Origin of the sequence: Myxococcus eversor (genome assembly GCF_010894455.1) — a bacterium.
Lineage (GTDB): Bacteria > Myxococcota > Myxococcia > Myxococcales > Myxococcaceae > Myxococcus > Myxococcus eversor.
In genome coordinates, this window is record NZ_JAAIXY010000004.1 from 139,014 (window position 1) to 163,553 (window position 24,540).

Consider the following 24,540-nt stretch of genomic DNA (forward strand, 5'->3'; position numbering starts at 1 on the left):
ATGATTGTCAGTCTCAAAAGTGATTGGTAATGCGGGAGGCATGAACATCTCCCGGACCCGACTCGATGTGCCCTCCTGGTTGGGAGCGAGGGCCTTGGCATTCACCGTGTTGCTGTGTGTGTCGTGCAGCGACAGCAAGCCCAAGCCGGCGGATCCTCCGCCCGTGGATGGCACGGATGTGCGCGCGCAGCTGTTGAGCGCCACGGGCGAGTGCATCCTGGGGGAGGCGCGGGAGTTCCAGCCCAAGGCCGCGGCGCTTCAGGCGGCGACCGCGACGTTGCGGGACACCCCGGACGCGACGACGCTGGCCGCGGCGCGCACGGCGTTCCATGAGGCGATGGACGTCTGGCAGGTGCTGGAGCCGATGCAGGTGGGGCCGGCGGCGCCGCGCATCAGCCCGGGGGGCGGGGAGATTCGCGACAACATCTACTCATTCCCCCTGTACAGCCGCTGCTCCATCGAAGAGCAGCTCGTCTCCAAGAGCTACGAGTCCCCCAGCTTCTCCACCAGCCTGGTGACGCGGCGCGGGTTCCTCGCGCTGGAGTACCTGCTGTTCTACGAGGGGGCGGAGACGGCGTGCGGAGCGAACTCGGCCATCGTGGCGCAGGGGACGTGGGCCGCGCTGTCGGCGGATGAGCGCGCGGCGCGCAAGCGGGCCTACGCGGCGGTCGTCGGGGCGGACGTGAGCACGCGCGCGCAGGCGCTGGTGGATGCGTGGGCGGCGGAGGGTGGCAACTTCCTGAAGACGCTGGCGACGGCGGGCGCGGGCAACACGGTGTACCCGACGACCCAGGTGGCGCTCAACGCGATGAGTGACGCTCTCTTCTACGTGGAGCGCGAGGGCAAGGATCAGAAGCTGGCGCGTCCGCTGGGGCTGCGCGACTGCTCTTCCGACACGTGTCCGGAGCTGTTGGAGTCGCAGTTCGCGGGCCGCTCGAAGAAGAACCTCCACCTGAACCTGGTGGGCTTCCGGCGCATCGTGGACGGCTGCGGCCCCGACTTCTCCGGGACGGGCTTCGACGACGTGTTGGTGAAGGTGGGCGCGGAGGGCGTGGCCACGCGGATGCGGCAGGAAGTGGTAAAGGCCGAGGCCTCGCTGGCCGCCGTGGAGGAGGAGGACCTGCGGCAGGCGCTGGCCCAGGACAAGGCCTCCGTGCAGGCGGTCTACAACGCCTTCAAGGGCGTCACGGACGTGCTGAAGACAGACTTCATCTCCACGCTGGACCTGGAGCCGCCCGCGGGCCTCGAGGGAGACAATGACTGACGTGGCCGCTGGCGACGTGACGTCCGCGCACCCGAGGATGGCACGGGTCTGGGCGTGGCTCCTGGCGCCTCGGGACATCGCCGCGCTGGCGGTGTTCCGGGTGGCGCTGGGGCTGCTCATCACCGTGTCGTCGGTGCGCTTCCTGGCCTATGGCTGGGTGGGCGTCCTGTTCGCGCAGCCCCGGGTCCGCTTCACCTATTGGGGATTCGGTTGGGTACCGGTCCTCCCCAGTGAGTGGATGCCCGCGCTCTTCGTGGCGCTGGGCGTGCTGGGGATGTTGTTGATGGTGGGGTTGTTCTACCGGGTGACGGTGGTGCTGCTGTTCGGGGTGTTCGCCTACGTGCAACTGCTCGACGTGACGAACTACCTCAACCACTACTACCTGGTGAGCCTGCTGCTGGCGCTGATGAGCTTCGTGCCCGCGCATCGGGCGTTCTCCGTGGACGCGTGGCGCCGGCCGGAGCTTCGCCAGGACTGGCTGCCGGCGTGGTGCACGGTGCTGCTGCGCTTCCAGGTGTCCATCGTCTACGTGTACGCGGGGCTGGCCAAGGTCACCACCGACTGGCTGGTGCACGCGCAGCCGCTCAACATCTGGCTGTCCGCCCGGACAGGGCTGCCGTGGGTGGGCCCGCTCCTGGACGAGCGCTGGGTGGCGTATGCGGCGGCGTGGGGCGGGATGTTGTTCGACAGCACCATCGTGTTGTTCCTGATGTGGCGCCGCACGCGGCCGTTCGCGTACGTCGTGGTGGTGGGGTTCCACGCCGCGACGTCGGCGCTGTTCCCCATCGGGATGTTCCCCTTCATCATGGTGACCGCGGCGCTGGTGTTCTTCGACCCGTCGTGGCCGCGCACGCTCCTCGCCAGGGTGCGGCGGAATCCTGTCTCCGTGAGTGTGCTCGCGGCCGAGGAGGGCCGGGCACCGGGTTGGAAGGGCCGCGTGGCGCTCGGCGTGGCGGTCGTCTACGCGTGCCTCCAGGTGGTGCTCCCGCTGAGGACCCACGCGTACGGGGGCAACGTGCTCTGGCACGAGCAGGGGATGCGCTTCTCGTGGCGGGTGATGACGCGGGAGAAGAATGGGAGCGCGACGTTCATGGTGCGCGACAGCGTCACCGGACGTGAGTGGCATGTGTCGCCCAGCCAGTACCTCACGCGGCTCCAGGAGCGGGAGATGGCGGTGCAGCCGGACCTCATCCTGCAACTGGCCCACCGCATCGCCCGGGACTTCGAGGCGACCACCCAGCATCCGGTGGAGGTCCGCGCGGATGTCCGCGTGTCCTTGAACGGTCGGATGTCGGAGCCGTTGGTGGACCCGGCGGTGGACCTGTCGAAGGAGGAGGATGGCCTGGGCCCCAAGGCGTGGATTCTTCCCGCCCCCGAGGGGCCGCCGGTGCATCTGCGCCCCGCGAGGTCCTCGCACGCGCGTGTGCCGGGGGCCTGATTCCACTTCCCTGAACGCTAGGAATGGAGATGTGAATCCGTGTCCGCCGCTCCTGGCGACGTGAGTCCGCAGGCGCGGTTGGCGGGAACGGCCACGTCGAGCTTCTTCGGCTTGGGAAGGTCGAGGTGCTCCATGATGTGGATGAACTCGTCGCGACTCTTCCCGGCCACGCGGGGGTTGTGCCGCTTCTCCTCGGCGATGCTCGTCACGGTGCGGCCCTTGTAGTCATGAGCGGGGTAGACGAGCGTTGAATCCGGGAGTCCGAAGAGGACTCGCGTGAGGCTGTCATAGAGCTGGCTGGGGTCCCCGTTCTGGAAATCGGTGCGGCCGTTGCCGCGTATCAGCAGGGCATCTCCGGTGAAGACGCGGTCTCCCAGCAGGTAGCTGACGCTGTCGTCCGTGTGGCCCGGAGTCGCGAGCACCTGGAAGTCGAGCTGGCCGATGCGCACGTGGTCCCCGTGGCGGACCTGGACGTCGGCGCACGTGGCGCCTTGCTCGCCACCCACCACCTTGCAACGCGTCTGCTCCCGCAGATGGCCGGACGCGGTGACGTGGTCGGCATGCACGTGGGTGTCGAAGACGTGGGTCAGCGTGAGGCCCAGCTCGCGCACCAGTTGCAGGTCCCGGTCGACCTGCTCCAGCACGGCGTCGATGAGGACCGCCTGACCGGTCGACTCGTCTCCCAGGAGATAGGTGTAGGTCGAGGACTCGGAATCGAAGAGCTGGCGGAAGATCATGTCGAAGCCTCCTGTCCCTGCGAGTCGTGAAGGGGCACTGAGGATTCACGCTCGCCCCGTTTCAGGATGCGACCTGCTCGGGCACGACACGGCAGCCGAGGAGGCAAGGGGTACGCTCCCTGCTCCTGGGGCATTTCAGACGAGCCACATGTCCGCCCGCTCTGTGTGGAATCAAGCAGGCACGCTCGCGGGACGATTCGTGGGAGAAGGGGCTCGCGCGAAGGTCCTGAATCGTTCGTGCGCCCTCGTGGCTTTCACTTCACTGAAACCCCATTCCTCGGAGATTCGTCCATGAAGTCCACGCTCGTTGTCGCGGCCGTCCTCGCGGGTGTCCTCCTGGGGGCTTGTGCGAGCCAGCAGCGGCCGGTTCGTGACGAAGCCCACCGTTGGGTCGACGACGGAGCCACGCTGGTGGATGTCCGCACGCCCGAGGAGTTCGCCGCCGGTCACCTTCCGGGGGCGGTGAACATCCCCGTGGATGACTTGTCCCAGCGACTCGAGGAGCTGGGCGCTCCGGCGAAGCCCGTGGTCATCTACTGTCGCAGCGGAGGCCGCAGTGCCCGCGCCGAGAAGCTGCTGAAGGAGCGTGGCTTCGAGCAGGTCCTCAACCTGGGCCCCATGTCGGCGTGGGAGTGATGCGCGGAGCCCGCGCCTCTGGAGACATCCGGGACGACCGCTCGTCCCACCCAGCGCATGGCGTCGGCGGCGGTCGTTGATTCAATCCGCCTGGCTTCGAGTCTCTTCAGTCGTCGTCATCATCCCCGTCGCCGCCACCGCCCCAGATGCCTTCGGCGGCTTCTGGCGTCGGCGCGTCGAAGGTGCAGGTCAGCTCGTCGCCATTCTCATAGTGGTAGACGAAGCGCCCGGCGGCGTGCTCGTCGTCCACCACGTCAATCGTCACGGAGCCCCTCGCCGGCACTCCAGTCTCCGCGTGGAAACCCTTCCCGGACTCCGACGCGGTGTCCCGGGTGCCCTCCCAGTTGACCACCAGCGGGTTGTCCTCCGGTTCAAGGCGGAGCTCCCTGTTGATGAGCGCCACCGTTCGCGAGGTGCTGCTCTCTCCATCGAGCAGGTTGATCTCCGCGCCAAAGGTCTTCAGGCCCGCATGACCGCGCGGGAGGTAGGTCAAGAACACCGTGTCGCCGATGTTGAGGTCCACGAAAACGGAGGCCTCGCCATCGATGGGCCAGTTCACGGACACGCCCAGGTGTTTGCCTCGACATTCTCCCGTGGCGTCCCTGCCTCCACACGCGGTGAGGAGCAGGGCGGCGGCCATCCATGACAGTGCTGCGCGAAGACCCAGACAGTTCATGCCTGCCATTCTAATACGATTTGGTTGCCCGCCGGCATGGGACCAGTTGTCTCATGGGCAGAGGCGACGGAGCCACCGATTCATCTGGTCCTTGTCCAAGGAGAACCCACCGGAGCGTTCCTCATAGAGGAAGGGCTTCAGCAGATATGCCAGCGCGGGGTACTGCGGAGGGATGCCCTCTGCTTTCGTGTCGAGGGCATCCGGCCATTCCCCCAGGGAAATCAACAGCCGCTCCTCGGGGAGGGGCAACAGGGACACCCCCGGGAATGCCAACTCTCTCCGCAGTCGCTCAATGCCGCCGAGCTGCCCGAGCAACGGCTGCCCCAGGAAGGTGAGCCAGTAGGCCCCTCTCGCCTGCGCCCCGATGACAGTGCTGGTTTCCCCGACATGGTAGAGGTCCAGGCCCATATATCGCGTGAGGAGATCGAGGAGCTCCGCCCGGGCCGCATACCAGGCGCCATGTGGCGAGACGAACGCGAGGCTCGCGTAGCCGAAGCTGAAGGGCAACTCCCGGGCGATTTCGAGCGCCAGGGCACGCAGATGTTCGGGGCCATGGGCCCGCAGGTATTCTGTGGGGAACGTAAAGGCCACGCTCGTGGCTGGATTCTGGGGGGTAGGCCAGGAGGGCTCATCAATGCGTCTCCCGTGATAGTCGAACTGGTAGCCACCGGCCTCGCTTGCATTCTCGAACAGCTCGACGACCCAAGCCGTTCCCCACGAACGTTCAAGCAGTTGTTTGCGATTGTGCTCCCACCCTTGATCGTCCAGTGGAACCATGTCTCCGTCATCAGACGAATACCAGTTCAGGGAGTTGGGAGGGATGGCTCGAACGTAGGTCCGCAGGGCGCGCCAGATGGCGGGGGCTACGTCCTCATGATTGCGATGGATGAAGAAGGAGAGAACCACTCCGTCGCGAGCCACCAGCACTCCACTCTTTGTCCGGAGACGGATGACTGGGATGTTCTCGCTCATCGAAGCACCACGCCCACGCGCGGGGAGACAATCACGGCCTCTCCGCCCAGGGCTGCTTCATAGACTTCGCCCTGACCCTTTCCGGCATAGGCGCTGTTGGCGCCATAGCGCGTCCACTGTGGAAGATTCGTGTCCGGGCAGGGGAACTTGAAGTCAAGGGTGACTGCGGACCGCAGCAGGTCGCGATTCGCGTGCAGAACGATATCTGGCTTGATGGTGCGCCAGAGTTCATGACCGCAGCCCTGGGCAAGAAGGCGTGCCGCCTCCTCCCGGCCTACGGTCTCAAGGAGCAGGGCATGGGGATAATAGCGATAGCGCTGCTCGATGCTGAACGGCTCGGGCCACAGTGAGGCGAGTACCTCGCGAGCACATTCGAGGGCGAGCGCGTGCTTTTGTTGTCCCAGGCGCATGGCGCGGGTGACGGGCTTTCCACACGTGTCTACATCTACTACTTCGAGACATTCGTTCCGTGTCGGTGGGCGGTCACCGAAGAAGTGGGCATTTATCTGGCGCTCCGCCTGGATGGCGCATTCCACGAGCTGCTCCTCGAGTTCACCGACTGCATTGTCCTGCTTCAGCAAGACAAGCATGACCGGGGCGAGCCGGGCGAGTTGCGAGGCCACTTCCTGGGTAGCGGCGGAGCCTGTCGCGCTCCTCGTCATCGCAGCGGCGTGGCGAAGACGCGCGGCGGTGTCCGTGTCTAGACGCAGGTCTCCACGGCCGGAGCGGCTCGGGCTGCTGGCACAGGCCGTCAGCAGGACAAGTGAAAGACACAATGGAAGGGAGCAATTCATTCAAGTGTGTCCGAGTATAGCGGGGAGGATCTTCTCGGCGTGCCCGAGGACCTCGACGTCGAAGTCAGGATGGCGAGGCTCCATGGGCGTGAGGTTGATGAGGAGCGTCCAGGCTCCCGCGTACTTCGCGCCCCGGACGAAGTTGGCCGCCGGTGCGACGCTCCCAGACGTTCCGATGGCGAGGAAGAGGTCACAGTCGCGCAGCGCCTTCTTGGCCGTCCACTCCGCGTCGACGGGGAGAGGTTCTCCAAAAAGCGTGACGTCGGGGCGGAGAGGGTGACCGCACACGGAACACGGCGGGGCCTCGTCGGGCTGTGACATGTCCTCGAAGGGGCTCTGCGTGCACGTCGGTTGGGAACAGCAGGTGCGCAAGAGCGAGCCGTGCAGTTCCACCACCTCCTGACTGCCCGCGCGAGTGTGGAGCCCGTCCACGTTCTGCGTCAGGAGCGTGAAGCGCTGGTCCTCCGAGAGCCCGCGTGCCCAGTCCGCGAGCGCGAGGTGCGCCGCGTTCGGCTGAGCGTCTCGCACGAGTCCCCGCAGCGAACCAAAGAGCTTCCAGATGCGCGAAGGCGCTCTCGCGAACAGCTCCGCGTCCGGAACCTCTTCCATTCCAGGCCGTGTCCACAGGCCACCAGGTCCCCGGTACGTGGGCAGGCCCGAGGCCACGGAGATACCCGCGCCGGTGAGCACCACGATGTGGCGCCAGGCGCCCGCTTGGAGCCGCTCGCGAAGTCGCTGCAACGTCGTCTCATCGGTGCGCATGTCGAGCCAGTCTAGCGACTGCCGGCGAAGAGGTGCTTCGCCATGAAGTCCACGAAGACTCGCAGCTTGGGAGACAGGTAGCGACTGGACGGCCACAGCATCCGGAACGTTCCCTGGTGCTGGCTGTGCTGCTCCAGCACCGTCACGAGCGAGCCGTCCGCGAGCTGCCGGCGGATGGCGAAGTCCGGGAGGCAGGTGATGCCAAGTCCCTGCTCGGCCATGAAGATGAGCGGTTCGATGGTGTTCACGACCGCCGTCGTCGGCAGCTCCAGCTCCTTGCGCCCTCGTCGCAGGGGCCAGCGCTCCAGCTTGCCGTTGCTCGCGAAGCGGTGGTGCAGGCACGCGTGGGACTTCAGGTCCTCGGGCTTTCGCGGCGTTCCCTTCCGCGCCAGGTAGTCCGGCGAGCCGACGAGCGTGAGCCGGAAGGTGCCCAGCACACGCGCCATCAGCCGGGAGTCGCTCACCTCGCCCGCGCGGACCACGCCGTCGAAGCCCTCGTCAATCACGTCGACGAGCCGATCCGAGAAGTCGAGGTCCAATTCGATATCGGGATACGCGCGCATGAAGGCGCTCAGCGTGGGCATCATCAGCATTCCGACGATGGGCATGCTCACGCGCAGCCTGCCTCGCGGCGCGCCCTGGGTCTGCGCCAGCTCCAGCTCCGCGGCCTCGATTTCACAGAAGATGCGGCGGCAGCGCTCCAGGAACAGCGAGCCCTCCGGCGTCAGGGTGATGGTGCGCGTGGAACGGTGGAAGAGGCGCACGCCCAGCCGCTCCTCCAGTCGCGCGATGGCCTTGCCAATCGCCGATGAAGACACCCCCAACTGCCGCCCCGCGAGCGTGAAGCTGCGCGCGTCAGCGGCCTGCACGAAGGCATTGAGCGAACCCAGGCTGTCCATGCGTCACACCTCGATTGCGGACAGTTCTGTCCGATGTGCTCGGAACTGTAGCCCGATGGTCGTGAGTGGCCACCGAATCTATTGTCTCCGCCATCGACGTCGACGGGCGTCGCCTCGCCCGAGGGCGCAGGTCACCCGTCCTTCCCCTTCGCTGACTGGCGGCCTTCATGACTTCCACGACCCCGACCCGCGCCCAGGCGGCGCCCGCGCTCCATTCCACTGACGACACGCCCGAGAAGTCCGAGCGGTTGCCCATCGCCGGGCTGCTCGCCCTGGCCATGGCGGCCTTCATCACCGTGCTCACGGAGGCGCTGCCCGCGGGCCTGTTGCCGAGGATGAGCGCGGACCTTCAAGTCTCGGAGGCGCTGGTCGGCCAGCTCGTCACGCTCTACGCACTGGGCACGCTGCTGACAGCGATACCGCTGACGGCCGCGACGCAGGGCTTGAGACGGCGGCCAGTGTTGCTCCTCGCCATCCTGGGCTTCGCCGTCGTCAACACCGTGACGGCGGTGTCGACGAACTTCGTGCTGACGCTTGGCGCGCGGTTCTTCGCCGGCATGTTCGCGGGACTCTTGTGGGCGCTCGTCGCGGGCTACGCGGCGCGGATGGTGCCGGAGCACCAGCAGGGCAGGGCGATGGCGGTCGCCATGGTGGGGATTCCGCTGGCGCTCTCGCTCGGAATCCCGGCGGGGACCTTCCTGGGCGCCGCCGTCGGGTGGCGCGTCACCTTCGGCATCATGAGCGTCCTGTCCCTCCTGCTCGTGGGCTGGGTGTTCGCCCGGCTCCCGGACTTCCCAGGCCAGCGAGGGGAGCGTCACCTGTCGATTTCGAAGGTCTTCATGCTGCCGGGCATCCGGTCCGTGTTGTTCGCCACGCTCGCCTTCGTGCTCGCGCACAACGTCCTCTATACCTATATCGCGCCCTTCCTCGCACCGGCGGGCATGACGAAGGACATCGACGTCGTCCTGCTTGTCTTTGGCGTGTTCGCGCTCGTCGCCATCTGGGTCATCGGTGTGTTGATTGACCGGTGGCTGCGCGAGCTGGTGCTCGTCAGCACCGCGCTGCTCCTGGGAGTGTCGTTCGCGCTCGGCTTGTGGGGGAGCACTCCCGCCGTGGTCTACGTGGGGGTGGCAATCTGGGGGCTGGCCTATGGCGGAGCCGCCACGCTCTTCCAGACCGCCTCCGCGAAGTCGGCGGGGGAGGCCGCGGACGTCGCCCAGTCGATGATCGTCACCGCCTGGAACATCGCCATCGCGGGCGGTGGCATCGCCGGAGGCGTCCTTCTGGAGACGCTGGGCGCCACCGCGTTCCCCTGGCTGCTGGTCATCCTGCTGGTGCCCACGCTGCTCGTCGTCTGGCTGGCGAAGCACCACGGCTTCCCACCCGCACCTCGGCGCTGAGCCGCGACAGCCCGAGGGGCTATGCTTCAGACCCGTGCGTGCCCGCTCCCGGGCGCGCTGAGAGGCCGAGGGCGGACCATGAAGCAGCGGAGTGCCGTGTCGTGGCCAGGTCTGGTGGGTTTCGCCCTCCTGGTGCTTCCAGGTCGTGTGGTGGCGGACCACTCGCTCTACACGCTCGACTGGGAGGACAAATCCCAGGTGTTGGAGTACCGCTCATGTGGCTGCGCGGATTCGTGCTGGGTCGCGGAGCTGCGCGCGAAGAAGGGACGCAAGCTGCTCGCCGGGCTGCGCTGTGACTGCACGAGACTCTGGGTCATCCCGAGCCCTGGCGCGAAGGAGGTCGAGCACCGCCCCACCTGCGAGGGCTTCGACGAGGTGGGCAAGTTCGAACGCATCACCGAGGAGCTGCGGAAGGTGGTGAAGGCTCACAAGCCCGCGAAGTAGCCCTACGTCACAGGCAGGTCCTCCAGTCGCGTGGGCGCATGTCCCGCGAGCCGCTCCACGTCGGTCGTCACCTCCGACAGCTCGCCCGCCGCGATGGCCGTGTACGTGCTCACCCACGCGTCCACCTGCCACGGCTCCGCGCCGTAGCGGGCACGAGAGCGATAGGCCTCTTCGATGCTCTCCGCGTGGTAGCGGATGGGGCGCCCCAGCTTGCGACTGAGCACGGCGGCGACCTCTTCGAGCGTCAGTGATTGAGGGCCGGTCAGCGAGTACGTGCGGCCCCGGTGCTCCCGCGCATTCAGCAGCACGGCCGTGGCGACGTCGGCGATGTCCTCCTGCGCCACGGCGGCGACGCGGCCATTGCCCGCGGGGCCTCGAATCACCCCGTCATCCCCGGCCATCATCGGGAGGAAGTCCAGGTAGAGGTTGTCGCGCAGCATCACCGAGGAGAAGCGCTGCTCGCGCAGGCGCTGTTCGGTGGCCCAGTGGTCCCTGGCGAACGTGAAGGTCGCGTTCGGGGCCGCCCCGTAGAACGACGTGTAGACGAGCGTCTCCACGCCCACCGCCGCCGCTGTCTCGATGAACGCGAAGTGCTCCTCCAGCCGCGTCGGAGCCTCCTTCGCGGACACGAAGAGCGCCGTCTGGACGCCCTCCAGCGCGCGGGAGAGCGCGTCCCGGTCCCGATACGTCGCGACGTGGACCTCGGCCCCGGGAAGGGAAGGGGCCCGCTTCGCGTCGCGGACGATGAGTCGTTGAGCGACTCCCTGGTCCGCGAGCCGACGGGCGATGCGTCCCCCGAGCCGGCCCGTGCAGCCGGTGACGGCAATCGGTGTGTCCGCCATGACGTCTCCTCCGTGGAATGTGACGCGAGGGACTCAGCCAGGCCGCGTCGTCCCGATGATGGGCTCGAGCGTATCGCCCTTCTCCGAGTCCCTGGTCGCCTGGTTGATGGCCGCCCTGGCTTGGCCTTGCTCACGCATTGGCTTGCTCTCCCCTCGGTGCCAGTTCTGGCTAGGGTACGGATGCCCCCGTGGAGAGAGGAGCCTTGCCCGGCGCTTTCGGCGGGGAAGCAGGGAGGCTCGGCCCACGCCCGTTGCCTGGCGAGACCCGAGCCTCCCACGTTCCGAAGGGTGACTACCCGCCGCGCACGCTGATGCGGTAGGCGGTGCTGCTGGTGCACTTGCCGACCTGTTGGACCACCGTGAGGATGTCCGTGGCCACCAGGTTCCGGCTCAGCAGGATGACGTTGCCGCTGCCGTCGCCAATCTCCTTGTTGCTGCTGTCGTAGACGCGGATGCGCGCGCCGGGGATGGCTTGCAACACGATGACGAAGTTGGTGCCCGCGAGCGGCTGGAGGATGCGCGGCGCTTGCAGCTCCTTGCAGCTCCCCGCCGGAGGCGTCTGGTTCGGCGGGCCCGCCTGGCAGAGCTTCTGCTGCGCGACCAGGACCTCGCCGGAGTTCAGGGCCCGGCCCAGGGGCGTGGCGAAGTCGTAGTTCGGGAACCAGGAGATGGGCGTGGAGAAGCCGCCCGCGGAGCCCACGCCCAGCACGTCGATGCTCGTCCGTGCGCCGTTGGTCAGCGAGCCCAGGCTCACCAACTGCTGGCCGGCGAAGGTCTGCGGCGGGTCGAAGGAGGGCGCGGGGATGCTCGCGGGCGCCTTCACGGCCTTCTGGGGCGCGGACTCCGGGCTCTTGTCGCCGCACAGGCCGATGACCGCCTTGTACTCGTCGCCCACGACGAAGGGCGTCTTGCCCGGGCGGATGGCTGTCCAGTCGGTGCTGGTCGACGACGAGACGGCCGAGCCGCCGTTCACCGTGACGGTGAGCTTCGCGCCCGGGACGTGGCGCACGGAGATGACCTCCGCGCACTCGTAGATGAGCGTCGGGTCGATGACGGGCGCGGGCAGGCCCGCGGGGTAGTCGACCTTGTGGTCGCGGACCTTGATCTCCGGTGAAGGGCCGGAGACCGCCGCGCCGCTCTCCTGCCGGGCCGTGACTTTGTCGCCGACGACCAGCGCGGGAACGTTGAACACCTCGTGGTCGGGATTTCGCGCGATGAGCGAGCCCACGTCGGTGCCGTTGATGGTCAGCGTCACCTTCGCGTCGAGCACCGCGCCGCGCACCGCGACCTGCGTCGCACAGGCATACAGCGGGTCGATGACCACGGGCGGCGAGAGATAGCCCGTGTCATCCGGGATGTTGCCCGGCACCGTCGCGCCTGTCGGCTTCGGCGCCTTGCAGGCCTTGCGCAGCGCATCCACGTGCGCGGTGTACTGAGAGCGGTCCGCGCCGTACGGCGGCATCGTCCCGGGCAGCGGAGGGCTCACCGCCGTCTCGAGGACGACAGCGCAGTAGCCGGGCAGCTCCTTGGAGAGCGCGGGGAAGCGGCGACCGGAGCCGCCCGCGCGGTGGCAGGTGTCGCAGCGGCCCTCGGAGGACACCGCCTCCAGCAGATAAGAAGGGCCCGGGTTCTGCGGCCAGTTCGGATGGACGATGGGCTCGTACCAGCCCGTCCCGAACAGGTCCAAGCCGATGAAGGGAGGCTTCTCGGGGTGGACGATGAAGGGATTCTCGCCCGCGTGGCAGTCCGAGCAGGTGCCCTGGCCGTTGGCTTCGAGGGCATAGCCTCCGACGAAGTCCTTGATGTCCACCTGCACGCCCCGGATGAAGGTCTTGCTCGCGGGGTTGTCCCAGAAGCACGCCTTGTTGCTGAGCGTGCCGAGGCAGATGACGCCGAGCAGGTCGATGGACTTGTCGTCGCGCAGATAGCGGGGCAGCGCGAGACAGACACCCGGCGGCTTGGTGCTGGTGTAGTGCATCAGCTCCGCCTTCTCGGAGGTGCTGATGAACTCGTCGTCGATGACGCCTCGGTTGACCCAGCCCGCGGAGAACATGGGCGGAGGAATGGGGACGCCCGCGGCGGCACACTCGCGGATGTAGGCGTCACCGCTGTTCTCGGTGATGGAGAAGGTCTTGATGCCCTGCGCCTCCAGCTTCCGCGCGACGTCGGCGCCCACGCCCTTCGTCTCGTGCTGCTCGGCTCGCTCCACCTTCGACGTGCTCAGATGCTTGAGGTAGTGCGTGCGCAGGGCCCCGTTGAGGGCGCGGATGCGCGTGAAGTCCTCGGTGCGCAGGGTGTCGTTCAGCCAGTCGATGTACAGCGCGTTGGCGAGGACCTCGTCGTCCACCTGGCTGGTGATGACCTTGCGCGGACCGTCGAGGTCGAGGCCGCCTTTCTCCAGGGCCTGTCGCCGCAGCATCTCCAGGAACTCCTGCTGGGTGCGCCGCACCAGTCCAAGGTCGGCCGTCAGGACCTTTCCGCCCTCGCCGAGGAAGGCACCGTGGCCGTAGGTGACGACGCGCTCCTCCGCCGAGGGCTCCTGACTCACGGGGGGCTCGGCGCTCTGGCAGCCGAAGAGGCTCGCCGCCATGACGACGGAGAGGACAAGGGTCAACCGCGTGTTTCCAAGCATGGGTCGTCCAGGGGAAGGAGGTGCGAAAGCGACAGACGGCACTCCCGAGCGGCGGAGCCGGGCCGCGAAATCCGAGGCCTGCCTTCGCTGAACGGCATGGCCCCGTTTTCTTCCCTCACCGCGTCTTCGTCACGGTGTCCTGGTCGTCGCTCCGCCCACCCACCAGGCGTGCGGAAAGCGTGGAGCCTCGTCGGGGACTTGTGGCCCCGCGCCCTGGCGCACAGCGTGTCCTCCAGAGGAGGTGTGCCCATGGCTCAGCGTGGCTCACGGCGGATTCGTTATGCGGTGGTGGGCGCGGGGAATCTCGCGCAGGTGGCCATCCTCCCGGCATTCCAGAACGCGGGAGAGAATTCCGAGCTGGTGGCCATCTTCTCGTCGGACCGAACGAAGCGTGAGGCGCTGCGTGAGCAGTACGGTGTTGAACACCGCGCGGGCTACGAGGACTTCGAGCAGGTCTGCCGGGATGCGGAGGTCGACGCTGTCTACATCGTGCTGCCCAACACGATGCACCGCGAGTTCACCGAGCGCTCCGCCCGGGCGGGGTTGCATGTGTTGTGCGAGAAGCCGATGGCCACGACGGTGGAGGACTGCGAGGCGATGATTCGCGTCGCGGACGAGCACGACGTCCGGTTGATGGTCGCCTACCGGCTCCACTTCGAGGAGGCGAACCTGCGAGCCATCGAGCTGTTGCGCTCGGGCAAGCTGGGCGAGGCTCGGATGTTCTCCGCGGTGATGACGCAGCAGGCGCGCTCGGGTGACATCCGCACGCGTGCCGACGTGGGAGGCGGGGCCTTGCTCGACGAGGGGCCGTATCCCATCAACGCCGCGCGCTACCTCTTCGGGGCCGAGCCCACGGAGGTGGTGTGCTTCACGCAAGAAGACCCGGACGCACGCTTCAAGGGCGTCGACGGCACGGCGTTCGCGCTGCTGCGCTTCTCCGAGGGGCGGATGGGCCAGTTCGCCATCAGCCATGCGGCGTCGGCGGTCTCCAGCTACCGCGTCATCTGCGAGAAGGGTGACCTGCGCGCGGACCCGGGGTTCGGGTACGACTCCGAGCGCAAGCACTTCATCACCGTCGATGGGAAGACGGAGGAGCGGACGTTCGAGAAGCAGGACCAGTTCGCGCCGGAGCTGCTCTACTTCTCGAAGTGCATACTGGAGAACCGCGAGCCGGAGCCGTCGGGTTGGGAGGGGCTGGCGGATGTCCGGGTGATTGTCGCGCTCCAGGAGTCCGCGCGCACGGGGCGGGCCGTGAAGCTCGCGCCCTTCGAGCGGCGCCAGCGGCCGTCCATCGACCAGCTCATCGTCCGCCCGGCCATCGAGCCGCCGGAGCCCGTGAACGCGCCGTCGCCCACGGTGGAGTGAATTCAGGGGAGCGCGCTACTCGTAGTCCTGCTGGAAGGTCGATTCGATCCACGCCTGGATCTCCTGAGGACTGGCGGACGACCCCGGGCTGAGCGGGTGGCCGAGGCGTTGGTCCCGGGTGTGGGCCATCGCCTTGGAGTGGTCCCGCGCACTCGTCAGGTGTCCCTCCTCGAACGTCAGCTCGTGGACCTCACGCAACTTCCAGGCGGGCGCGAAGCCCATGTGGACCGCCAGCTCGCGGATGAAGTCGGTGCCGATCAACAGGCTCCCCGTGAAGGGGACTCGTGCACGCGTCGGCTCGTACACGGCGCACTCGTCGTTCGTCGGGTCATACCGGGGCGCATCGCCGAACAAGGGCGCACCTTGCCCGTCCCGGACCGTCTGCGTGTCGTCCGGGTGTACTCCGACATGGAGCCTCTCGAGGAACAGTCCTTCCTCGGTGACGCGGTATCCGCAGAAGAAGCCGCGCAAGCACGCGGTCGACTGCGCCACCGGCTTGAGGCCATGTCGCCCCGGGATGAAGAGCTCGGTGCCTTTCACCCCGGTGAGGCTGAAGGTCTGCTCACGATAGAGGACCGTGTCGGTGATCTGGGCGGTCAAGGGCTTTGCTCCTGAGACGGCGCCAGGGGAGTCTGGCGTGTTGGCTCCCGACTCCCCCAGCGTAGCGCGCCTGACTCCCAGCGGTCGTCACCCGCTCATGCAGTCGAGCAGCACCTGCGTGCGGTAGGGCTTGTCCCGCTGGGGGGGCTCCGGCAGCAGGACCGTGCGAGCACATGGCACCACGAAGCGGTGGTGCAGCAGGGCCGTTGCTGTCTCCGTGGCCCGCTCGTAGTTGGACCACTCCAGCGTCATGACACAGGTGCGTGTCCTGCAATCGACGCCCAGCACGGAGAACGGGCGGCGCGTGCGCAATGTGTCCAGGTCGGCGCGGAGGCCCGTCGCGGTGGGGACGGCCCAGCCGGGTTGGATGGGCTCCAGCTCGTGTCGCTGGAGCTCACCCGCGTATTCGGCGAGCACCCGCCGCTGCTCCTCGGCGGGGTCCTTCGGGGCCGGCGGAGAAGGTCGCACGGTGGCTTCCTCACGGACCGCGGGCGGTGCCGCGTCGGAGAGACTCACCGCGGAAGTGGAGCGGAGGGTGAGCGTGGCTCCCGCCGCGCCGACGGCACATGCCGCCAGCGCGAGGAGCACGCGTCCGGAAAGGAAGGGGACGGTGCGATTCTTCATGGCCTGGCCCTCAGCTCACGGCGTGTAGAGGGTGTAGCCCACCGACGAGGTGAACCCGACGTCGCCACGGCCCGGGAGCTGGATGAGGACGTAGGGATAGTCCCACGGCGCCGTCCGCCAGTAGTACAGCGCGTCCACGCCCGAGCCGCTCGTCATGGTCACGTTGTAGTAGCCCGTTGCCGCGCTGCGCACGGAGTTGCCGCAGCGGCCTCCCGTGGCCCACTTCCAGGAAGTGCAGGCCATCGCATAGACGTCGTGGCTGCTGTGGCCGTCGAACCCCTGGACGTTGACCTGATAGATGTTGTTCATCGCGAACGTCGCGTCCGTCACGACGGGGCAGCGCAGGTCGATCCACTGCCAGTTGATGCCCTCCGACCGGTTGCGCACGCCATGCGACGTCCCGTCGAAGTCCGCCTCGGGCCGGTCCTCGGTGCTCTGGAAGCAGGCGAAGGTGGAGGTCATGCGCTCGGCGGCGACGGCCGAGGCAAAGGGGGCCAGCAGGAGCGCGGGCAGCAGCGCGGAGAACAACGCGCGAAGTGAAGTCTTCTTCATGTTCAGCGGGTCCTTTTTCACGAGAAGCACCGTCTTGGTGCCCAGGACCGCAGGTGCAACGCGAATGCCGCGCATTCCCCCAGGCCGCTCAAAGGCAAACACCTGAAAGGACTGAGACACACGGGCTTCGGTGCCTGGCACACGTGTGCCAGCTGTGCCAGGCGATGTGCCCGCCAGGGCTGACGAACGGAGGGGTGGCCGCGCGCCCGGCTGCTCCAGGTCACATTCCGGCGGAGAGGACTCCTGCCACTTGGAGACCAGACCTCGGGAGGGCCGACATGAGCGCCATTCAAATCATCCTCATTGGAATGCTGGGCAGCGCGCTGCAAGAGCTGCTGCACTGGTACGGACTGCGGGAACACCTGGGCACGGGGCGCTACAAGGCGCTCATGAAGTCCGCCCCCTATTGGGTCATCACCGCCTTGATGATTGTCGGCTCGGGCGTCGCGGTGTGGGCCTGGTTCGCGGGGGACGGAGAGATTCCCATGCGGCAGTACCTGGTGCTCGGTGCCGCGCTGCCCCTCATCTTCAAGAAGGCCGTGGAGGTCGTCACCGGCCCCAAGCCCGCCGTGGCCATGAGCAGTCCCAGCGCGTCGCCGGAGAGCGGCAAGCTCGCCGACTACTTCAAGGGCGCTGGAGGCTCCCGTCAGCAAGGACTGGCGTGAGTCGGGCCCCCACATGACCACGCAATGACAGCCTCGTCGCGGTGCTCGTGGGAAACTTCTCGTGAGGCTGCCAGCCAATGGTTTCCCGGAGAGGACTTCTCCGGGGCGGGCGGCAGTCAGGCTTTGACACCGCGTGAGTGGAAGATTAGGGAAGGTCCTCACGCGCATCTGGGGGGCCGGGACGCGCGGGAGAATGCCCATGACTTCGCGTCTCGTTTCCCTGCGCGTCGCCCGCTTCGCCTCCCTCGTCCTGACCTGTGTCCTGGGTGCGTGTACCTCCGACGACAAGCCGCCGGGCCCCTCGTCGCGTGCTCCCGGAGTGGCCCTGCTCCAGATAGAGAACGCGCAGGTGGCGCCCGGGGTGCCGGTGCGCTTGCGCTGCACGGCGGACGACCCGGATGGAGACCGGCTCGTCTATGTCTTCGATTGGGGGCAGGGTGGAACGCTGCCCCAGTCTCCAGAGGTCGACAGCGGGGCGACGTCCGGCGTGGACGTGCCCATCTCCCGGGAGGGCACCTATCAGGCACGGTGCCGCGCGGTGGACACGGCCACCACGGTGGGCGCGTGGTCTCCCCAGCTCTCCTTCATCGTCGGAGAGCCGCCACCCGATGGGAACCGGAGGCTCCAGGTGGAGGTCGTGGGGCAGGGGCGCGTGACGAGCACGCCCTCGGGTGTGGACTGCCCTGGCACCTGCTCCGTCCGGCACTCCGCCGGGACGAGGCTCACGCTGGAGGCCGTGCCCGCTTCGGGCTGGCAACTGCTGGGCACCTCCGCGTGTACGGGGACGGGCCGGAGCTGTGAGCTGCTGCTCGACGCCGACAAGGTCGTCACGGTGCGCTTCGCGCCAGCCCTCGACACGGCGTTGTCCTGGCAGCGCACGGGGGCGCAGTTGCCGACGTCGCCGGAGTGGAGTCCAGATGGCACGTTGCTCGCCGCCGTGGATGGGAGTGTGTCGACGCCGGGCATGCTGCGCGTCTGGGATGCGACGCAGGGCCGCGTCAAGCGCCAGACGGCGGCGGTGGCGCCCGCGCGCTTCTCCTCGGTGGCGTGGAAGCCCGGGAGCGGAGCAGTCGTGGCCGTGGGGCTGTCGACGGGCAGCGTGGCCGTGCTGGATGCGGTGACGGGCGTCACGCTTCATGAGTGGACCGTGCAGGCCGGCAACGTGCGGGCGCTGGCGTGGAGTCCCGACGGCACACGGCTGGCCACGGCGACGGATGCGAGCAAGGAGGTCCACTTCTGGAATCCCACCACCGGAGCGCGCGCGGGCCAGACGCTGACGGCGGTGGACAAGGTGCGTCGGCTGGCGTGGAGCCCTGACGGCGTCCGCATCGCGATGCAGGTGGGCATCCTCTCGCGGTGGGTGGAGTTCCATGTCGTGGGCACGCAAGGGCCGGAGGAGCTGCTGCCGGACGCGGCGGGCTTCGCCTGGAGCCCGGATGGCACTCGCTTCGCGGCGGGCTTCCAAGGCGAGGTGAAGGTGTACTCGACCGCGGGCTATCGCGTGGAGGCCACCCATGCGGGAGCCTGGGGACTGGCGACCCAGGTGGACTGGAGCGCGGATGGACGCTGGCTCGGCGTGGCGGGGTCCGCGGCGCGCAGTTTGTTCGTGCTCGATGCGGGCACGGGCGCAGTGGTGGTGGACGCCAGCCAGGTGACCACGGACCCCAACGCGCAAGGCTATGACGCGTTTCGCTTCCATCCGACGAAGCTCCAGTTCGTCGTGGTGGATGACCTGCCGGAGACGCTGGACGTCTTCACGGTGGACTCGGGTGAGGCGTCCTACAGCCGGCGCGAGGTCCTGTCGCACCGCTACACGGTCCGGGCGGCGGCGTGGCGCTCCTCGGGTGAGGTGCTGGCCTCCAGCGGTGACGAGGGCCGGGTGCGGCTCTGGAATCGCGCGGGTGATTCGCTCAGGACCCTCGATGGCCATGGCGGGCAGGCGGTGCGCGCGCTGGCGTGGAACACCGCCGGCACGCGGCTGTTCACCGGGGGCGACGACGGGGTCATCAACGCCTGGAACGCGGACGACGGGACGCTCGCGCAGCTCCCCATCCGGCGGGAAACGACTCCGGCCCTCGAGGTCTACCAGGTCGCGCCGAGTCCCGATGGCGTCCGCGTGGCGAGCGCCATGGGTGTCACCACCGTCGCCTCCCATCGCGGTGTCATCCGGGTCCACCACGTGCAGAGCGGCGCGGAGCTGTTCCGCTTTCCGGACGGCTCGCGGCAGGTGTTGTCAGTCGCGTGGACTCCGGAAGGAAGGCTCGTGGTCGCCTACTTCGACAAGAGCTGGGACGTGTGGGATCCGGTGACGCAGGTCCTCACGTCGGTCGCTTCCGTCGCGGACATGACGTCGCTGGCCGTGGCCTTGAGCCCGGATGGAACGAAGCTCGCTTTCGGTGGGCGTCCAGGCTTGTCCCTGTGGGAGGTCTCCACGGGGAGGCAGCTCGCGCAGACGCCGTTCGCGTTCTCGCCGGAGACACTCGCCTGGAGCGAGGACGGGCGCCGCGTCGCGGGAGGTGGGTCAGGCGGGCAGGTCTTCGTGTGGGACACGAGCGTGCCGTCGCTGCCGGCCACCGTCATCGGCTTCCATGACAACACCGTCTCGGCCGTGTCCTGGGGGCCCGGGGGGAACCTCGTGGCCACGGGCGGACGGGATGGCGCGCTGCGGGTCTGGCGCTTCACGCCATGAGGGCTGGGCTCCGCTTCGGCTCAGGTGGACTACGAGGGGGCGAGGGGCGTGAAGCGCGCGGCTCCTTCGTGCATGTCCACGCGGATGACCTCGCGGAGGTCGAAGGACTCCGCCAGTGACTCCGAAGGCGTGCAGAGCACGACCTGGGACAGGCGCGCGGCGGTATGCGCGGCCTGGACCTGTTCCCAGATGGCGTTCGGAGGCGGGTCCCTGGAGGGCTCCACGCGGAAGTGCAGGGTCGGCGCGTCCAGGCGCGGGCCGTCGTCGAACTGGATGTCGCGCAGGAAGCACCGCATCCACCACAGCCAGTTCGCCACCAGGTAGCCCACGTACCAGCCTTCCTGCTCATACGAACCGAGCCCGTCGGGGTGCTTGGGGGAGGGCTCTCGCGGCGCGAACTCGGGCAAGGAGGCCTCCGCCCGGGGCGCGTTGCGGTCCGGGTCGACGAGGAGGACCGACACGCCGGCGTTGAGCTCCACCGACTCCCACGTCACCTGCCAGGCGCCGTCCGTCCGCCTTTGCAGCTCCACGCCATACTGGTTGTCGACGAAGTCCAGCTCCACGCGCAGGGGTTGTGTCGACTGGAGGCCGTCGAGCACACCGGACGCGCGCAGGTGCTGTTGAAGTCTTCCTTCCGAGATCGCCTGTATCAGCGTGAGCAGCGCGGCGATGTCCCGCGTCGCCGTCTCCTCGGTGTCCACCAGCACACACAAGCTGGGCGGGCGCAGGTCGACGTCTCGGAGCGAGTGGAAGCCGGAGACACGCAGCTGGGTGAGTTTCATCGGCCCGCAGCCTATGCCAGTCCCAAGGCGTCCAGAGAAACGACCGCGGGGACGCCCGGCTGCACGGGGTGCGACAGCGGCAAACACCCGGAGTCGATGCGGACCGGGCCCGTGTGCCCGGTGGTGTCGCACAACGTAAACAAACCGACATCGCGTGCGCAGGCGCATCCGGGTGAACACGAAGTGGCTGGGAGGCCATGGTAGGTGAGCGGCGTTGCGTCTCGCCCCCCAGCCCTGGACGCGCTCTTCATGACAGGTGTTCTCCAGACTCAGCCCCCCGTCGAGGCCAGGCCCACGCGCGCCTCGCGCTTCGGACCGCCGCTTCCGCCCGGGACGTTCGCGGGCTTCATCGTCGCCGCGCTCGCCATCTTCGCCATCGCCGTCCTGTCCTACCGCTCGCTCGAGTCGCACTCGGGCGCCGCGGAGCTCGTCCGTCACACGATGGAGGTCAGCGAGCGGATGAAGACGCTGCTGTCCACGCTGAAGGACGCGGAGACGGGGCAGCGAGGCTTCCTGCTGACGGGCGAGCGCACCTACCTGGAGCCGTACGCCAGCGCCAGTCGCGCGCTCCCCGCGCAGCTCGAGCGCATCCGGGAGCTCGTGTCCGACAACGACTCCCAGCTCCAGCGCCTGGAAGCCCTGAAGCCACTCGTCGAGGCGAAGCTCGCCGAGCTCCAGGCGACCATCGACTTCAAGACGGCGGGTCAGTCCGAGGCCGCGCTCACGCGGGTGCGCACCAACGAAGGCATCGAGCTGATGAACCGGATGCGCCTGCTCGTCGAGCAGATGGAGAACGAGGAGCGGCGGCTGCTGGCGGACCGCAGCGGCGCCTTCCAGAGCACAGCGACGATGTCGCTCGTCGTCACCTGGCTGGGCTCCGCCTTGCTGCTGGTGCTGGTGGGCATCTCCGCGTTCATGACGTCGCGGGACTTCCGGGCGCGCTCCATCCAGGCCTGGATGCAGGAAGGCCAGACGCTGCTGGCCACGCGCATTCAAGGTGGCCCCCGGTTGGAGCAGCTCGGGGACCAGGTCCTCCAGTTCCTCGCCCGGTACCTGGATGCCCAGGTGGGAGCCATCTACCTGGCGGACAGCGTGGAGCACTTCCACCGCTTCGGGGGCTATGCGCTGCCGCCCTCGTTCCTGGACCCGAGCGCGCAGGCGCGGCCCGGTGACGGACTGGTGGGGCAGGCCATCAAGGAGAACCGCGTCTTCCACCTGCGCGATGTCCCGGAGGGCTACCTGCCCATCAACTCCAGCCTGGGGCAAGGCAAGCCCAAGCACCTGCTGGTGGTGCCCACGGTGGTGGACGGCAGGGTGAACGCGGTGGTGGAGCTGGGCTTCCTCCACCCGGTGCATGCATCGGACCTGGAGCTGCTCCAACGGGTGTCGGAGTCCGTCGGCATGGCGGTGCGCTCGGCTAATGACCGCACGCGCCTGGAGCAGTTGTTGGAGGAGACGCGCCGCCAGTCCGAGGAGCTGCAGGCCCAGCAGGAGGAGCTGCGCGCCTCCAACGAGGAGATTGAAGAGCAGAGCCGCGTGCTGCGCGACTCGCAGGGCCGCCTGGAGCAGCAGCAGGCGGAGCTGGAGCAGACCAACGCGCAATTGGAGACGCAGACGCAGTTGCTGGAGCGGCAGCGCGACTCGCTCACCATGGCGCAGACGGAGCTGACGGAGAAGGCGACGGAGCTGGAGCGCACCAGCCGCTACAAGTCGGAGTTCCTGGCCAACATGAGCCATGAGCTGCGCACGCCGCTCAACAGCTCGCTCATCCTCGCGAAGCTGCTGGCCGACAACAAGACGGGCAACCTCACCGAGGAGCAGGTGAAGTTCGCTCAGACGATTACGTCGGCGGGCAACGATCTGCTCGCGCTCATCAACGACATCCTGGACCTGTCCCGCATCGAGGCGGGCAAGGTGGAGATAGAGCCCGAGGTCGTCAGCGTCGCGCGCTTCGTGGAGAACGTGTCGCGCTCCTTCCACGTGCTGGCGCGCGAGAAGCAGATTGGCTTCTCCACGAAGGTGGACCCGGCCAGCGCGGAGTCGCTGGAGACGGACCCCCAGCGGCTGGGCCAGGTCATCAGGAACCTGCTCGCCAACGCGCTGAAGTTCACGGAGAAGGGCGAGGTGTCGCTGCACGTCTCGCCCGCGGGCCCGGGGCTGCTCTCCTTCTCCGTGCGGGACACGGGTATCGGCATCCCCGCGCACCTGCAGGGCCTCATCTTCGAGGCCTTCCGTCAGGCGGATGGCAGCACCCATCGCAAGTACGGCGGCTCTGGACTGGGCCTGTCGATCTCCCGCGACCTGGCGCGCCTCTTGGGCGGCGACGTGTCGGTGATGAGCGAGCCGGGGCAGGGCAGCACCTTCACCGTGACGGTGCCGGTGGCGCTCTCCGCCGCCTCCTCCGCGCCCATGCCCGCGTCCCCCAAGCGCGAGCTCGTCGCCCCCACGCCGACGGAGCGGGCCGCCCAGGCCGTGGCGAAGCTGCCGGCACCGGACTTCGTGGACGCGCCGATGAGGACGCTCCACTCGCCCATCGAGGATGACCGGGAGCGGCTCGTCCCAGGGGCGAGGCTCATCCTCGTGGTGGAGGACGACGCGCGCTTCGCGGAGATTCTGCGGGACCTGGCGCGGGAGCTGGGCTTCCTCTGCGTCGCGACGGACCGGGGCGGCGTGGCGTATGAGGCCGCCGTCGCCTACCAGCCGAGCGCCATCCTGCTGGACATGAACCTGCCGGACCAGTCCGGGTTGATGGTGTTGGATCAGCTCAAGCGAGACCCGAGGACGCGGCACATCCCCGTGCACGTCATCTCCGTGACGGACGCCTCGCGCGAGGCGCTGGAGCGCGGCGCGGTGGGCTACGCGGTGAAGCCGGTGAAGCGCGAGCAGCTCATGGAGGCCGTGCGGAAGCTGGAGACGCGGATGACTCCGGGAGTGCAGCGCGTGCTCGTCGTGGAGGACGACACCCGGCAGCGCGAGAGCATCGAGAAGCTGCTCGAGAGCGAGGACGTGCGCATCGACGGGGTGGCCACGGCGACCGAGGCGCTGGATCTGCTCAAGCAGAACACCTTCGGCTGCATGGTGATGGACCTCAACCTGCCGGACCTCAGCGGCTACGAGTTGCTGGAGCAGATGGCGGAGCTGGAGACGGTCTCCTTCCCGCCCGTCATCGTCTACACGGGGCGCTCGCTCACGCGCGAGGAGGAGCAGCGACTGCGGCGCTACTCCAAGTCCATCATCATCAAGGGCGCGCGCTCGCCCGAGCGGCTCCTGGACGAAGTCTCGCTCTTCCTGCACCAGGTGGAGTCCAAGCTGCCTCCGGAACGGCAGCGCATGTTGCAGGTGGCGAGAGATCGCGAAGCGGCGCTGGATGGCCGGCGCATCCTCGTGGTGGAGGACGACGTGCGGAACATCTTCGCCCTCTCCAGCGTGCTGGAGCCCCGGGGCGCGAAGGTGGAGATCGCCCGCAACGGCAGGGAGGCCCTGGAGCGGCTGGCGAACAGCATGGCCCAGGTGTCGCAAGGCGTGGACCTGGTCCTGATGGACATCATGATGCCGGAGATGGATGGACTCACCGCCATGCGGGAGATTCGCAAGCGGAGCGAGTGGCAGAAGCTGCCCATCATCGCGCTGACGGCGAAGGCCATGCGTGACGACCAGGAGAAGTGTCTGGCCGCGGGGGCGAACGACTACATCGCCAAGCCGCTGGACGTGGAGAAGCTCCTCTCGCTCATCCGCGTCTGGATGCCCAAGGCGTAGGTCATCGCTTC

General features: G+C 68.0%; 21 protein-coding genes. 9 read left to right on the plus strand and 12 right to left on the minus strand.

Annotated elements, in window-relative coordinates:
- Positions 1 to 40: 40 nt before the first annotated feature.
- Both G4D83_RS09995 and G4D83_RS10000 read left to right on the plus strand, forming a co-directional pair.
- Positions 41 to 1,264 carry an imelysin family protein gene (locus tag G4D83_RS09995; protein WP_163864468.1) on the plus strand — a complete coding sequence of 408 codons (1,224 nt, stop codon included), beginning with the start codon at positions 41 to 43 and terminating at the stop codon, positions 1,262 to 1,264.
- Entirely contained in the window at positions 1,257 to 2,702 is a 1,446-nt protein-coding gene (locus G4D83_RS10000; protein WP_163864469.1) for an HTTM domain-containing protein, read from the plus strand. Before G4D83_RS09995 ends, G4D83_RS10000 begins: the two co-directional genes overlap by 8 nt.
- 17 nt (positions 2,703 to 2,719) lie before the next feature.
- Here G4D83_RS10000 and G4D83_RS10005 read toward each other — a convergent pair whose 3' ends face one another.
- Positions 2,720 to 3,439: an MBL fold metallo-hydrolase gene (locus G4D83_RS10005; RefSeq protein ID WP_163864470.1), complete on the minus strand. Its 720-nt coding sequence runs from the start codon at positions 3,437 to 3,439 to the stop codon at positions 2,720 to 2,722.
- A 291-nt stretch (positions 3,440 to 3,730) separates the two neighbouring features.
- Between G4D83_RS10005 and G4D83_RS10010 the strand changes: the two genes are divergently transcribed.
- The gene (locus G4D83_RS10010; protein ID WP_163864471.1) at positions 3,731 to 4,075 is read left to right on the plus strand and encodes a rhodanese-like domain-containing protein; all 345 of its coding nucleotides are present in this window, start codon (positions 3,731 to 3,733) and stop codon (positions 4,073 to 4,075) included.
- Between the two features lie 106 nt (positions 4,076 to 4,181).
- Here the strand turns inward: G4D83_RS10010 and G4D83_RS10015 are convergent, their stop codons facing one another.
- The 5 genes from G4D83_RS10015 to G4D83_RS10035 all read right to left on the minus strand — a co-directional run bounded on the left by G4D83_RS10015 (position 4,182) and on the right by G4D83_RS10035 (position 8,178).
- Entirely contained in the window at positions 4,182 to 4,751 is a 570-nt protein-coding gene (locus G4D83_RS10015) for a hypothetical protein (protein WP_240356243.1), read from the minus strand.
- Positions 4,752 to 4,802: 51 nt separating this feature from the next.
- Positions 4,803 to 5,723, minus strand: a complete 921-nt coding sequence (locus G4D83_RS10020) for a type VI immunity family protein (RefSeq protein ID WP_163864472.1) — start codon at positions 5,721 to 5,723, stop codon at positions 4,803 to 4,805.
- The gene (locus G4D83_RS10025) at positions 5,720 to 6,313 is read right to left on the minus strand and encodes a hypothetical protein (protein WP_240356244.1); all 594 of its coding nucleotides are present in this window, start codon (positions 6,311 to 6,313) and stop codon (positions 5,720 to 5,722) included. Before G4D83_RS10025 ends, G4D83_RS10020 begins: the two co-directional genes overlap by 4 nt.
- 204 nt (positions 6,314 to 6,517) lie before the next feature.
- Positions 6,518 to 7,279, minus strand: coding sequence for an SIR2 family NAD-dependent protein deacylase (locus G4D83_RS10030; protein ID WP_163864474.1), 762 nt, complete (start codon positions 7,277 to 7,279; stop codon positions 6,518 to 6,520).
- 11 nt (positions 7,280 to 7,290) lie between these two features.
- Complete coding sequence (locus tag G4D83_RS10035; RefSeq protein ID WP_163864475.1) at positions 7,291 to 8,178, minus strand: LysR family transcriptional regulator; 888 nt, start codon at positions 8,176 to 8,178, stop codon at positions 7,291 to 7,293.
- A 167-nt stretch (positions 8,179 to 8,345) separates the two neighbouring features.
- Here G4D83_RS10035 and G4D83_RS10040 point away from each other — a divergent pair, with 167 nt between their 5' ends.
- Together G4D83_RS10040 and G4D83_RS10045 are read left to right on the plus strand one after the other, a co-directional pair.
- A complete protein-coding gene (locus G4D83_RS10040) occupies positions 8,346 to 9,578 on the plus strand; it encodes an MFS transporter (protein ID WP_163864476.1) in 1,233 nt (410 codons plus the stop codon).
- A gap of 78 nt (positions 9,579 to 9,656) precedes the next feature.
- Positions 9,657 to 10,022 (plus strand): hypothetical protein, encoded by a 366-nt coding sequence (locus G4D83_RS10045; RefSeq protein ID WP_163864477.1) that lies wholly within the window; start codon positions 9,657 to 9,659, stop codon positions 10,020 to 10,022.
- A 2-nt stretch (positions 10,023 to 10,024) separates the two neighbouring features.
- Here the strand turns inward: G4D83_RS10045 and G4D83_RS10050 are convergent, their stop codons facing one another.
- A complete protein-coding gene (locus tag G4D83_RS10050) occupies positions 10,025 to 10,864 on the minus strand; it encodes an SDR family oxidoreductase (protein WP_163864478.1) in 840 nt (279 codons plus the stop codon).
- 292 nt (positions 10,865 to 11,156) lie between these two features.
- On the minus strand, positions 11,157 to 13,496 hold the full coding sequence (locus G4D83_RS10055) for a hypothetical protein (protein WP_163864479.1): 2,340 nt from the start codon (positions 13,494 to 13,496) through the stop codon (positions 11,157 to 11,159).
- Between the two features lie 249 nt (positions 13,497 to 13,745).
- Here G4D83_RS10055 and G4D83_RS10060 point away from each other — a divergent pair, with 249 nt between their 5' ends.
- On the plus strand, positions 13,746 to 14,861 hold the full coding sequence (locus G4D83_RS10060) for a Gfo/Idh/MocA family protein (RefSeq protein WP_163864480.1): 1,116 nt from the start codon (positions 13,746 to 13,748) through the stop codon (positions 14,859 to 14,861).
- A 15-nt stretch (positions 14,862 to 14,876) separates the two neighbouring features.
- Here the strand turns inward: G4D83_RS10060 and G4D83_RS10065 are convergent, their stop codons facing one another.
- From G4D83_RS10065 to G4D83_RS10075, 3 genes are all read right to left on the minus strand, one after another.
- Positions 14,877 to 15,461, minus strand: a complete 585-nt coding sequence (locus G4D83_RS10065; protein ID WP_163864481.1) for a hypothetical protein — start codon at positions 15,459 to 15,461, stop codon at positions 14,877 to 14,879.
- Positions 15,462 to 15,548: 87 nt separating this feature from the next.
- On the minus strand, positions 15,549 to 16,085 hold the full coding sequence (locus G4D83_RS10070) for a hypothetical protein (RefSeq protein WP_163864482.1): 537 nt from the start codon (positions 16,083 to 16,085) through the stop codon (positions 15,549 to 15,551).
- A gap of 15 nt (positions 16,086 to 16,100) precedes the next feature.
- Positions 16,101 to 16,637: a hypothetical protein gene (locus G4D83_RS10075; RefSeq protein WP_163864483.1), complete on the minus strand. Its 537-nt coding sequence runs from the start codon at positions 16,635 to 16,637 to the stop codon at positions 16,101 to 16,103.
- A gap of 278 nt (positions 16,638 to 16,915) precedes the next feature.
- On the opposite strand from G4D83_RS10075, the gene G4D83_RS10080 reads away from it, so the two are divergent.
- Together G4D83_RS10080 and G4D83_RS10085 are read left to right on the plus strand one after the other, a co-directional pair.
- Positions 16,916 to 17,302: a hypothetical protein gene (locus tag G4D83_RS10080; protein WP_163864484.1), complete on the plus strand. Its 387-nt coding sequence runs from the start codon at positions 16,916 to 16,918 to the stop codon at positions 17,300 to 17,302.
- A gap of 199 nt (positions 17,303 to 17,501) precedes the next feature.
- Positions 17,502 to 19,991, plus strand: a complete 2,490-nt coding sequence (locus tag G4D83_RS10085; RefSeq protein ID WP_163864485.1) for a WD40 repeat domain-containing protein — start codon at positions 17,502 to 17,504, stop codon at positions 19,989 to 19,991.
- Between the two features lie 29 nt (positions 19,992 to 20,020).
- Here G4D83_RS10085 and G4D83_RS10090 read toward each other — a convergent pair whose 3' ends face one another.
- Entirely contained in the window at positions 20,021 to 20,773 is a 753-nt protein-coding gene (locus tag G4D83_RS10090) for an AAA family ATPase (protein WP_163864486.1), read from the minus strand.
- Positions 20,774 to 21,022: 249 nt separating this feature from the next.
- Between G4D83_RS10090 and G4D83_RS10095 the strand changes: the two genes are divergently transcribed.
- Positions 21,023 to 24,529 (plus strand): response regulator, encoded by a 3,507-nt coding sequence (locus tag G4D83_RS10095; protein ID WP_163864487.1) that lies wholly within the window; start codon positions 21,023 to 21,025, stop codon positions 24,527 to 24,529.
- Positions 24,530 to 24,540: the final 11 nt, after the last annotated feature.